General features: G+C 52.4%; 8 protein-coding genes. 3 read left to right on the forward strand and 5 right to left on the reverse strand.

What is annotated here, in order from left to right; translation table 11 throughout:
- Positions 1-123: 123 nt before the first annotated feature.
- The 3 genes from CSAL_RS17890 to CSAL_RS03800 all read left to right on the forward strand — a co-directional run bounded on the left by CSAL_RS17890 (position 124) and on the right by CSAL_RS03800 (position 5,973).
- Entirely contained in the window at positions 124-207 is an 84-nt protein-coding gene (locus CSAL_RS17890) for a DUF2274 domain-containing protein (protein ID WP_441293546.1), read from the forward strand.
- On the forward strand, positions 200-1,357 hold the full coding sequence (locus CSAL_RS03795) for a hypothetical protein (RefSeq protein WP_011506043.1): 1,158 nt from the start codon (positions 200-202) through the stop codon (positions 1,355-1,357). The genes CSAL_RS17890 and CSAL_RS03795 overlap by 8 nt, the downstream gene beginning before the upstream one ends.
- 983 nt (positions 1,358-2,340) lie before the next feature.
- Complete coding sequence (locus CSAL_RS03800; protein ID WP_222832149.1) at positions 2,341-5,973, forward strand: SIR2 family protein; 3,633 nt, start codon at positions 2,341-2,343, stop codon at positions 5,971-5,973.
- A gap of 844 nt (positions 5,974-6,817) precedes the next feature.
- Here CSAL_RS03800 and CSAL_RS03805 read toward each other — a convergent pair.
- From CSAL_RS03805 to CSAL_RS03815, 5 genes are all read right to left on the reverse strand, one after another.
- Positions 6,818-7,447, reverse strand: a complete 630-nt coding sequence (locus CSAL_RS03805; RefSeq protein ID WP_011506045.1) for a LysE family translocator — start codon at positions 7,445-7,447, stop codon at positions 6,818-6,820.
- 36 nt (positions 7,448-7,483) lie between these two features.
- Positions 7,484-7,813, reverse strand: coding sequence for a Rieske 2Fe-2S domain-containing protein (locus tag CSAL_RS17820; protein ID WP_083831072.1), 330 nt, complete (start codon positions 7,811-7,813; stop codon positions 7,484-7,486).
- Entirely contained in the window at positions 7,810-8,622 is an 813-nt protein-coding gene (locus CSAL_RS03810) for a class I SAM-dependent methyltransferase (RefSeq protein WP_011506046.1), read from the reverse strand. The genes CSAL_RS17820 and CSAL_RS03810 overlap by 4 nt, the downstream gene beginning before the upstream one ends.
- A gap of 1 nt (position 8,623) precedes the next feature.
- Positions 8,624-10,093, reverse strand: a complete 1,470-nt coding sequence (locus CSAL_RS17120; RefSeq protein WP_011506047.1) for a pyridoxal phosphate-dependent decarboxylase family protein — start codon at positions 10,091-10,093, stop codon at positions 8,624-8,626.
- Positions 10,094-10,583: 490 nt separating this feature from the next.
- On the reverse strand, positions 10,584-12,014 hold the full coding sequence (locus tag CSAL_RS03815) for an iron-containing redox enzyme family protein (protein WP_083831073.1): 1,431 nt from the start codon (positions 12,012-12,014) through the stop codon (positions 10,584-10,586).
- Between the last annotated feature and the right edge of the window lie 66 nt (positions 12,015-12,080).

Genomic DNA, 12,080 nt, shown 5'->3' on the forward strand with positions numbered 1-12,080 from the left:
TCTCGGCCCACTGCCCAGCTCCCGGACGACCAAGCTGACTTTCGCTTGCCGGCCAGCCTGAAGGCTGATCTCGACCGCTACGCCGCGCTGCACGCGGAGACCTAAGGGGAGCCAGTTGATGCCGTGACGCTGATTCCGCATATGCTGGAGGCGTTTATGGTGGGGGATAGGGGGTTCAGGGTGGGACGGATGAGCAAGGATGCATAGGCAGCATGTGTTTGTCAGCTATGAATGGTATTGTCCGATAGCGAAAGACAGTGATGCCCTGCTGGGCTCGGTTATACGTGGCAGGGAACATGGAGCGGATGAAATCATGGATGGTTTTGAAGTGATCGAGCCTTTGATTGGCGAAACTTGGGTGGTGGATGGTCGAGTCGCGGTATCACCACCAGGCGACACCGATGCTCTGTATATCCGACCGATGCTACACGAGAGGGGCATGGTGCCTTCTGGAACAAAGGTGCTGCACTCGCTGGTGCTCGACAACAACGTGCTGAGTGACATGACACAATGTCGGCGTTCGGCTAATATTGATTATTTGATTAGCCTACTGCGCTCGAAGCCGTTGGAATTGAATCCGACAATGGCAATGCTTGAACAGCGGCAGGGCTTTGTTGGTGCCAGCCAAGCTCTGCATGATTTTGCCGAATTGTTGGGAAAGCGATTTGGAGCGTGGGACGCAAAGAAAAACGCGAGTTCCTTTGATAAGGCTCTGGAGGACGCAAAATCCGGCCTCGCGGAAAATGTTACCTTGCTGTCGGGCTATCTGCCTGCCATTCTTTATCTTTATCACCAGGCAGGCAGTGCCGAATACAAGCTGGAGTGGCTGAGCGGGTTGGTCCGATCAGTAGATTTACCATTCCTGCAACTGCCTTTCTATCTAGCAGCCTTATTGTTCTTAGCTAAAGAGGAGCCAGCACTATTTCGCAAAAAGGTGCTTGTTAAGGTGCGAAAAGATACAAAATTGATGCCCAGTCTTGATAGGCAAAAGAAGTCCATACTCAATCTTGGGCATGATGTGATGCTACCGGCGGCGGCACTTTTTCCCGCCAATACCCAAGGCACGATGGTGTTCCCATACATCGCAACCCGCGACTACTTGCTGCAGGATTTCCTAGCAGAAGTCCGATGTGGCGCCGTCGTGATGCAACAGAATGGGGGAGCTAATGGTGCATGGGAGTTAAACCCGGGCGGTCGTCTTCACGAGAAGCTTGGCGCAGCGATAGCTCGTTGCCTGCCTCACCGAGAGCACCCAGGCTCCGAGACAGAGAAATCGATACGCCGCGGAAACCTCCGCGCATTCTCGGACAGCTATCTGGAAAAATGTGTGGCGTTGAAACATACCGCACCGCCTTGAACACAAGGCTCACCATCGTTGGCGGGGGCTTCTGTGGGGTGGCAGGCTGATGGTTTGGCTGGCATTGCCGACAGGCCGCTGATACCCGGCCGCCTTATAGGCATGGCTCTTCAATCAGGAAGCCCCACAATGATCACCACCCGAGCGTTACGCCTCGGTCCGTTGCCCAGCACCCAGGCACCCAAGCTGATCTTCACCTGTCCAGCCAGCCTACAGGTCTATGAGAATTGGTTGATGCTATGACGCTGATCCCGCACATGCTGGGGCCGATGTCAGGAAGCTCTCACAGTGCTCGGCATATACACCGTGGACTGAGGTTTCTGTGTAGGCTGGTCGGCTCTGATTAACCTCCTCGTCTAATGCGTAAAGTCCCGTGTCGGGGTGTTCTGTGGGATATCCTTGAAATTCAGCTAGGAATACTATATACGGTTGTTATTGATGGTTTTAAGCATATATATGGTGCATGGGGAGCCGTCCCGAGTCTTGTGCCTGGATGGCGGCGGGATGCGTGGTGTGTACCAGGCGACGTACCTCGATACCTTCGCACAACGGCTGTGCGACTCAGGTGGCGGTGAGGGCGATCTGGGACGAGCGACCAGCCTTAATGAATAGAACGCCCAAGACCTATTGGGGCTTGTCGATACCCTCTGGGGGCAGATACTGGTCATCGATGAGACGGGTACGGGAGGTATCGTCGATGCACGCCTGTGCTGATCTGACTCAGTATCTGTGGAGTGAGTGCCGAAGCGAATGCACTAGCCAATCCAGAAGTAGAATCTATGAACAGCAATTGATGGATTGAGCTTATGAGATTTCATCCTGATGGTCCCTCCATACCGGACATTCTTTTGGAGCGCTGTGATGCTGGTCGCGTAGTGTTCTTGTGCGGTGCCGGAGTCTCGTTGCCATCTGGTATGCCGACCTTTGTTGACCTCACTAGGCACGTCATAGAGTTCTTTGATCCGCCAGACGACTCAGAAGTCATGGTCGCATTTCGTCCATGGCTGGATGATCAATCAGCAGCGAATGTCCCACTTGACCAAATCTTTAACCTTCTCCACCTTGAATATGGAAAGGATGAAGTTAACGCCCTAGTTACAAAGCGGCTGAGTGCTCCCCTGGAATTCAAAGATTTTGGATATGAGCATAACCTGCTTAAGCGGATTTCTTCGAGTCAAAGCGGTGTGCCACAGATTGTCACGACGAATTTTGACCGATTGTTCGAGGTAGGGCAGGAAAGAGAGCATCTGGTCCGGCATGTGCCACCTGCTTTTCCCGACCTGAACTTTGGATCGAAGATAGAGGGAATCACGTATCTACACGGTCGGCTGGTGGAAGCAGACTCAGAGAGTCATCCCTATGTGCTGAGTAGCGCGGACTTTGGGCGTGCCTACCTCTCAGAAGGATGGACTACCAACTTCATTAGGCATCTCCTCGAACGATATACTGTGGTCTTGATTGGTTATCAAGCGGAAGACCCACCAATTAAATATCTTCTTCAGGGTCTCAACCATGACGGCCAGTATGACCGATCTAGACTTTATGCCTTTGACCGTGGGCTTCCTGAGGAGATCGAAGCCAAGTGGCGTGACCGAGGTGCCACAGCCATAGCCTATTCCGATCATCCGGATTTGTGGAAGAGCATGGAAGCCTGGGCAGATCGGGCCGACGATCCGCGCAGGTGGCGTGCATCCATAATCGCCAAAAGTCAGCAGGACCCGAAGGATCTGGCCCCTCATGAGCGTGGTCAAGTTGCTCATGTCCTTCGCACAGTGCAGGGAGCGAGGTTGTTCTCGGAGGCTGATCCGGTACCGCATCCTGAATGGGTATGTGTGATGGATGCGAATGTCCGGTCAGCCAAACAGAGCCGCGGCTATGGCGACGATGCTGAAGTTTTCGATCCCAGGGCTGCTTATGGACTCGATGACGATCTGAGGGATATCTCTGACGATGATCGCAGACAGGGTGTCAGTAACGACAATCTCCTTGTCTGGCGCGATGAAGACGACAATCCGCATGATTCTCATCGATTGGGCGGACGACAGGCTGAAGGTTTCGAGGTAACCCCGATAAGGCTTGGCCACCTCATCACCTGGCTCAGCAAGTCCATCGATAGCCCTGTGCTGGCTTGGTGGGTCATTCGACAGAACGGGCTGCACCCGCGACTGCTGCAACAGTTCGAGTGGCAAGTGGAACATTCGAAGGCTCTCAACGAGCGTGCTCGTCATATCTGGAGCCTGATCCTCGAACACCATCGAGACCCACGCAATCGTCAGTGGAATGGCGACTGGTTCGACTTGAAGAAACGGATCGATGCGGAGGGCTGGACGGCCAGTGTCCTACGGGAATTCTGGAAGGTTGCGACGCCGCGCTTGGAGATCAAGCCATCGTATGGCTTGGGGCAGACCAGACCACCGTGTGTACCCTGGGAGGAAATTCATCTCAGCGACCTCGGTCAATGGGAAGTCGTGCTCCTGGAACGGCACAACGAAGATTTAGACGTCCCCGACGATCTATTGCCACAGGTAGTTGGCATCCTGAAGGAACAGTTTACCGTCGCCTCAGGGCTACTGGGGGATATCGAGACCGTCTACTTCCAGACGCCGACCTGCTATTCGGACCGTGAGGTCGATGGGACAGAGCACATCACGGAAGCCGCGAAGGTCGTGACTTGGTTCGTCCAACTTTTTGACCGATTGGCTGCCAAGTGGCCAGAACTGGCGAATGCATATGCAACAACTTGGCCTACGGCAGACCGGTTCTTTTTCCGTAAACTCAAGCTGTATGCGTTCAGCAAAGCGGACGCCTTCGAGGCCTACCATGTAGCCGAAGAAGTCTTGTCCTTAGATCAGGAGACATTCTGGGACACCGATGTGGTCCGAGAGCTTCTTTTCCTGCTGGTGGATCGATGGGGAGAGTTCTCTCAGGAGAACCGAAATCAACTCATCGACCGCATCTTGACGGGCCCCGATCAGCGTTCCCACTGGTCTGAAGAAGAGTTTCCAGGGCTGCGGGACGAGTTTGCCGCCAGATATGCTCGGTATCTCGAACTACAGGGTTGTGAACTGACGGCTGATCGCAGTGAACGGCTTGCCGAGATGATCAGAAGTATTTCTGGATGGAGCGACGGCTGGGCGATCTCGACGGTGGTCGAGCGGGGCTCTCACACGGGCTGGGTTGGTACGGATGAAAAACCAGATTCCATCTTGGACCTTCCCGTCAACGAGGTGGTCTCCAGGGCAAAGGAAGACCTGAAGAGGGACTTTCACAGCTTCACCGAGAAGCGGCCCTTCACTGGTTTGGTGAAAGCCAATCCGCGAAAGGCGCTGTCTGCGTTGACGATTGCAGGAAAGGCTAACGACTACCCTGAGGCGTTCTGGTCGGCCATGATCAATGAGCTTCCCGTAGACATCTCGCCCAGGCTGAGACGGGTATTCCTGAACCGAGTAGCGCGACTCCCACATGTAGTTATCGCCAAACTGCGCCATACCTTGGGCCGATGGCTAGAAAAGGACTTGGTCGCGATCCTTGAGTTTGATGATGATCTCGGTTGGGCAGTCTACGATCACATCGTCGATGGCATCCTGAGCGGCGGAGCAAATGCAGCGAAGAGCGGGATTGGCGAAATCCGCCAAGGTGGAAAAGACATTCAACGGTCCCGGCGCACATTCGGCCATGCGATCAACGGTCCCATTGGCATGTGCGCTAAGGCCCTTTTCCACTCAGTGCCAGGGGAAAAAAAGGAAGCTGGTTCACTGATCCCAGAGCACATCAAATCCCGTGTCGAGCGCCTCTTTACGGCACCAGGTGAGGGGGCAGATCACGCCGTGTCGATAGTGAGCAGTAAGCTCAACTGGCTCATGTTCGTTGATCCCGCCTGGACTGAGGAACATCTTATTCCGATGTTGGAGTTCGAGCATCCAGCTTCGGAACCAGCATGGAATGGGTTTCTTCATAGCGGCCGAGTGCCTTGGCCGCGGTTGGCCGAGACCATCAAGCCGCTCTTGCTTGACCTCTTCCCGTGGGTTGAAGGGTTTTCTTGGGATCGCGATCTCTCAGAGGTGGCCGCCCAATGGCTAGGCTTCATGCGGGTGTTTCACCCGGGTGAACCAAGCGGTCTTACACGAGGCGAAATGCGCTCGATCTTTCGAGCGATGTCCGACGGTACTCGGAACCAGTTCATTTTCTGGTTGGGCCAGGTCGGACAGAAAAACGAGAATGGCTGGATCAAACACGTCATTCCCTTAATCAACGAAGACTGGCCGAGAGAACGCCGATACAGGACCACAGCATCGATGAGGGCGTGGGTCGGCCTGCTTGATGATACCGGCGATAGCTTCCCGGCCGTCTACGAAACGGTGAAGAAGTTCTTGGTGCCGGTGGAGACAAATGACCATCCGTTCTACCGGTTCACCCGAGAGATCAGTGATGAAAAGCCGATTACCGCTCTATTCCCTGAAACGACGCTGGATTTGATGAACAGAGTTACACCTCAGGTCCTCACCCGTCCGCCATACGAGTTACCGAAGGTACTAGCACTGATTGAGGAAACCGAACCTGAGCTGATATCAGATCCACGCTATTTGCGCCTTATCGATCTTGTTGAACGAAGCTAGGTCTCGGTATTCATGACCGACAACCCAGCTATGGATATGGATCCCTAGATTTCACGACCTCTCAAACAGTGAAGGTTTTCCATAAATAAATTGCAAGTTCTTGTCCGTAGTGACACCGAATAACCGTAATACGCACTGTCGATCCAGCGCTCTTAGTCAGTAAGTGCGCCAGACTTGAACGGCAATGTGACTTGTGCGAGAGCTCTGTGACGGCGGGATGGCACATCACATCGATAATTCCCTTCAAGCGGTAGAGGTGGTGTTTCTCATGGTATGGCTCCCGCAGGTTGTGCATGACTTGTTGTTTATAAAGATTTATTTTGACAGTAATAATGGAGAGGGAGTGAAGAAACGTCTCTCAGGGGCTATCGGTAGCGATCGAAAAGTCGACGTAACTTTATGGTTCTTATAAATTTACGTCGCATTGCCTATCGGTGGCTATCGGCGGCAAGCAGAAAAACCTGTCGGTAAAAGCGACGGTATCGCAAATCTCTCGAAGAACGACTCTCCCATTTACCGTCATGGCTATGGGGCATGACGGTAAAACTACGCCCATAACTTCTTATGATAACAAGGACTTAGGTGTTTGCTACGCTCCGGTAGTGGGTTGGTGTTCACAAGCTGACGCTACACTAGTCTGGTTCGAAGCCACTGTCTTGAGCATGCCTGCATCATGGCGCACTGCTCGCAACAGAACGACATGGTCGAGCCTCTGAGCAGAGCAGTGCGCATTGCCAACGCTTCGCAACGCCTCAGTATGCTATGCGGTCAATCGGTAACTAGATTAACCTTTAAGACTACCGGCATCCTTATAAGGTGTTGGGATAATCAAATGGCTTAGGATTTAAAATCCCGAGGCGCTTTTGCTGGCCAATAATGCGGCCGCAAAAATCATGACTAATCCACAACATCTGTTTACGAGGCGGGAGGAATACCGACGCAACACATTGGCCGCGCGGATGCCAAGCCACCCCCAGGTGACAAGAATTAAGCCGTCAATGATCAGGTAGGCACCCCCAAGAATGAGTATCTGCAAAGGTAAGCTATGGTCGGGCTCGATAAACTGCGGGAACAGAGCGCCAAAGAAAACGATCGCGAACGGATTAGACAGGGACGTAAAGAATCCTTGCCGGAACAGCGTCCAGCTGGATGTCTTAGAGCTGACGTCGTTGCTACTGAAGCTCGTGGATTCCGATTTTAAGATTTTTACGCCGGTCCAGACAAGATAAGCGACCCCCAACCACTTGATAACCGTAAATGTATAAGTTGATGCAGCAACTATTGCAGCTAGGCCGAGGCCAGCCGCAGCGATTTGGATAGCGTTTGCGAGCAAGTCACCGGCGATCGTGTTTGTGCTGCGATTCAGCCCGTGGTTAATGCTGTTGGATATGATGAGCAATTGGCTCGTGTCTGGTGGCGTCGCGAAAAAAACAGCCACCGTAAGAAGGTAGGCGACATAGGTTTCGACTGTCATTGCGGATATATTCTTAAAGTCTGATTTGCGTTCATGTCACACTCCAACGGAAGGCTTAGGCATCACAACAACGGGGCTGCCAGAAACTCCTGTCGGTAGTCGCGCTGTCCAACGCGACCCTACTCGCGCCGATGGAACGCTCCGGCGTGCGAGAACTTTCGTCGGCGTCTTCATGTTGTGCCACGGGCACTGAATACAAGATTTACCCTGGACGCTTTTCCCCATGTAAAGAGGGCCGCCTCGGTGCGAGCAACGTGCCGGCACAACGGCACGTAGTCCCTCGCCCACATCAGCCACAAAGTATCTTTCCTCGCCACATATAATTAGATCACCGTCTTTCTGATCGTCGAATGTTACCCACCTCATAAGAAACCTCCTTTCTGCGCTACGATAACGTCCTCGTAGAAAAAGTCGGGTGTCTGCACTTCTCTGGCGTCGGTGAACCCCACATCTTGTAGGAAGCCTGCTAGTTCATGCTTGTCGAACAGGTAACTGTACCGTGTTTGCTCGTATAGCTTTCCTTGGTATTCGACTAGGTTGAGCCACGTCTTCCGCCTCGCTGGCCAGTCGTAACGCATGTCCCATGTCGCGGTTGCTGTATGACCGTCAAGTGTGGCTTTTCCTACCGGCATGACATAGCGTTCGGTATTCTTTCGGTTGTTATTCTTCTGCAGACCAACGAAGAATCGGCCCCCGGGCTTTGTCAGCGTATAGAAGTTTTGCAGAACTTCACGTACTCGTTCGCAGATCGCGTCTGGCCCAGTGACCATCTCCTCAGCGCCCCAACTATCCATGAAGCCGATGCTTGCATCTAGACAGAGAACAGCGTCGAAACGCGACATGATGACATGTGATAGGTCTTGCCATTTCAGGCAAAGTACAGGGGCGGTCTTGCCAAAACCGCCACCGCTAGCGATGAGCGATCTCAGTAGATCAGGAGCTGCATCGGAGCACCAGATATTCTCGAAACCTTGTGCAAAGAGTTGCTGGCTCGGAAAACCCACGCCTGCTGCTGTGTCCATAATCGTTATGGATCGGTCCGCATCGTGGAGGAGGGCTTCCGACAGCCAGCGTGCGTAACTGTTCTTGTAGTCATCTGTGTGAAGCAGTTGCTCGCAGACTGTCCAGAGTTTCGTGAGCAACTCACGATCATCCACTAAAGTCGTTTTATTCATGTCAAACTCCTGAGATTTTGAGTGGGGTGTCACTAGCACGAATATGGGAAGCTTCGGCATCAACTATGTCTAAAAGCTTGGAAATGTCGGATTCACGCGTGGCTTCACTCGTGAATTGAGCTCGAAGCCAGTATTCACCATGAATTTCTGCACCGGTGAGATAACATTTATCAGCTACGGCTAGGTTCAACCTCAATTGGCGGTGCCCTGCACTCACATCTGAGCCGACATTTCGGTGTTGAAAGCAGACGATATTGAATGCGGGATTGGCGAACAGTTTAAATCTATGGTCCGCAGCGACCGCAGCAGCAAGCTTACATGCAAGATCGTGCATGCTTCTGATGCGCTCTGCGATACCGTCGAGCCCGTAGAGGATGAGTGTTAGGTAGACTTTCAATGCCGAAAATGACCTTGTGCATGACAATGTCCACTCGAGGCTTTCACTAGCTGTCTCGGATGGCCGGTCGGTGATTCCATCCAGGATGTAGCTAGCGCGCTCAAGGTCATCTGCAAGGGCTAGGTTCAGGTCTCGACGGCGGCGCATGAAGAGACACGCACATGGAGGCGAGACCCACATCATCTTATGAGGATCCCAGCTGAAGCTATCGGCGTGTTCGAGTCCCCTTATGTATCGCGCTAGTTCGGGAACGAGACGGCAGGCACCTCCATGGCAGGCATCGACATGCAGCCAAGCTCCGCAAGTGTCGGCGATTTGTCTGAACGCCGTTAGATCATCGAAGGCTCCGCATGCCGTAGATCCGGATGTGGCAACGATGGCTAAAATTGGCACACCTTCAGCCTTTACAGCGCTTACCAGTTTGCGAAGCGCCGAGGCTGAAGTTTGGCCATCAGGCATTACCGGGACACGGATGACATTGGTGGGTGATAACCCAAGGATCCGGATGGCTCTCTCAGCACTGTAATGTGCGTCGCTGCCAACGAATATCCGTGTAGTGCGGATATCGAGATCTGGGTTGTCACGTTCGAAGCGAATACGAGCACTCAATAATGCTGTCAGGACTGATTCGGATCCGCCATTGGTGAATGTTACGCATGAGTGTACGGGCATGTTGAAAAGTCCGAGAAGCCAAGACTGGACGTGTTTTTCGAGCGCAACCGAGATTGGCCCTGCCTCAAAGACACTGACTGTTGTATTCGTAGCTCCATTCAGCATGTCGGCGATGAGTGACGCAGCGTTTGGCGCTGGGCGTTGGTGTCCAAAATGCAAGGGATGACGGTAACTACGAATATGCTTGCTGAAGATTTCGGTGACGAAGCTTTCGATGGAATTTGGACCAAGGCTACGTCTAGGAATTTCAGCTACAAGGAGATCGCGAATAGCCTCTTCCCCGAGTGCCGAATGAGTTGGTCCTGAGACAGGTCGCATAAAGTTGGCAACCTCATCAGCTAGGGCTCGCACGAGCTGTGCACCGATATCACCATCACTTGGATATCTTGGCATCTGGATCATGTCGTTGCGCCTTTTGTTTTACGTCTCGCCGACACCGGTTTCCATGCGAGGAACTGGGCATAAATGGAAGGTCGGTAAGCACGGATTGATCGAACCATCGCTATACACGCTTCTCTGTTCAGAGGCTCGCTGCGACGCCCGTCTAGCCCCACTATCATCAGGAGTTGATCAAGTACTCCCAAGTCATCCTGCTGATCGTAGAAATCTACATCCTCCAACTCTTTCCCAGCAGCCCGTAACTCGAAGTAGGTCTTGCCCCAAGACACGTCTATACGGAGTGTGGTGGACGGAGGGGTAGCGAATGTGACTGGTACCTGCAGATCACGCTTTGCGTGGTAGCTAGCCATGTGCAGAACCCCGCGATCGTCAATCGTGTCACCGGTTGACCCTGCTGTCTGATGCCTCGATGAAAACCGGCGAAGCAAGGCCACGCTGGGACGAACTCGTCCCAGCGTGGCCGTAGCACTAAAAGAGAGTGTAAGCATGGTCTTTACACCTCGTGAGACTGAGGGTTCTGATGTAATTCCTTTGTCTCAGACTCAGCTACCGGTTGGTGGTACACACATTCATCAGAAGTCACGACGCTGCCATGTAGTCGATGCCGAGGGATAAACAGTATGTCTCCCGCGGTCAGAGATAGGGGGTCTCCGGCGAGAGGCCAAAAATCCATTTTGCCACTCTCAATGACGAGGAGGCGATGGTCCGGGTGTGTGTGCGTTGTTGACCGCTCTCCTGCACATTCTACAAATGTCTCCAGCGACACGTTTCGCTCACCATTGGTGATCTCGTGGTAGAACTTCTCAGCATTGCAACGATCGTTTTCTAGTCTTTCGAAGAAATCGAACTGTGCGATTAGGTCTGCATCAGCTAGTTCTTCAAGGAATTGAAATTCGAGGTATCCTCTCAGTATTTCGGAAGCAACTTGGTCGCCGAATCGCTCAAGGGCGGGAATGATAACTCTCTGAAGAGCCATTTCTCCATGGTGCTGATCAATGTGGTGGTGTTCATCGAAATACTTCGTGTTAACGCCGGCACCGAAAACTTTACGCAGCATCTCTGATTGTTTTTTTGTGACATTAACGAGACTGGCCTCAGTGTAGAAAAGAGCGCCAATGTACCTGAAAAATAGGCGCTTATTTTTTGTTATGTAATGAAAGTAATTTGTGAGGCACAAGGAAGTCGAATGATAGAATTGCCAATATGTATGAATATCCGGCGACAACCCTACTGATTGGAGGGTGTTCTCGAAAAGCGTGCTATGCTTGTTCGCGTGGACGCTCGCACCATATTCGTCAATCAGGATGTTGAAAATTGCAGATTGAATATCACCATAGGAGCCTGGGGCAACGCGTGCCATGGCTGAGGCTTCTGATAGGAAATCGGGCGCTAGCTGGATAAGGTAATGCTTCGCACATCTTTCAGGGTCACGTGAATTCAGAATGGCGGCGAGTACCGGGCTATTGTTGGCTTCTGCGTCGCGAGTTTCGGCCTGATCCTTCAGAAAGGATTTAAAGAATTCGATCACCGTGTCAGCTGTCCAAGGACCAGTGACTTCGACATCGTTTTGAAGAAACGAAAATGCTTTGTTTTCAAGAGCATGTCGTATAGATTCACCATGCGCAATATTCTCTGCTGAATAGAATGCCTGAAAATCATCCCAAAAGCCGTCGTATGCCGCATGCGGTAGAAAGACTCCATCGGCTTCGTAGATGTTGATAAGCAGGCGATGCGTTGATAGCGCGGAGTTACTGGCCTGCGTTCCGCGTGTCAGCGGACGCTCGTAATTGATGAAAGCGTTATCGAATGTTCGCGTCGGCCGTCGGTATGGGGTTTCGCCAAGCAGAACCTCGTTTTCACCAGCATCGCGGAAGAGGCGATTACTCGCATAACTGTGAACACTGTCGCTAAGAGGTATGCTCATCACTGCACTCCCTGTGTTTTACGTTGCGTGACTATAATAAAGTAGTTAAATTGAATAGACCCATGT

This window comes from Chromohalobacter israelensis DSM 3043, from assembly GCF_000055785.1.
In the GTDB taxonomy this organism is placed as follows: Bacteria; Pseudomonadota; Gammaproteobacteria; order Pseudomonadales; family Halomonadaceae; genus Chromohalobacter; species Chromohalobacter israelensis.

Excerpts from the sequence above, each read along its gene's own strand:
- CSAL_RS03795 (WP_011506043.1), top strand. The coding sequence starts at position 200 with ATGCATAGGCAGCATGTGTTTGTCAGCTATGAATGGTATTGTCCGATA.
- CSAL_RS03800 (WP_222832149.1), top strand. The coding sequence starts at position 2,341 with ATGGTCGCATTTCGTCCATGGCTGGATGATCAATCAGCAGCGAATGTC.
- CSAL_RS03805 (WP_011506045.1), bottom strand. The coding sequence starts at position 7,447 with ATGACAGTCGAAACCTATGTCGCCTACCTTCTTACGGTGGCTGTTTTT.
- CSAL_RS17820 (WP_083831072.1), bottom strand. The coding sequence starts at position 7,813 with ATGAGGTGGGTAACATTCGACGATCAGAAAGACGGTGATCTAATTATA.
- CSAL_RS03810 (WP_011506046.1), bottom strand. The coding sequence starts at position 8,622 with ATGAATAAAACGACTTTAGTGGATGATCGTGAGTTGCTCACGAAACTC.
- CSAL_RS17120 (WP_011506047.1), bottom strand. The coding sequence starts at position 10,093 with ATGATCCAGATGCCAAGATATCCAAGTGATGGTGATATCGGTGCACAG.
- CSAL_RS03815 (WP_083831073.1), bottom strand. The coding sequence starts at position 12,014 with ATGAGCATACCTCTTAGCGACAGTGTTCACAGTTATGCGAGTAATCGC.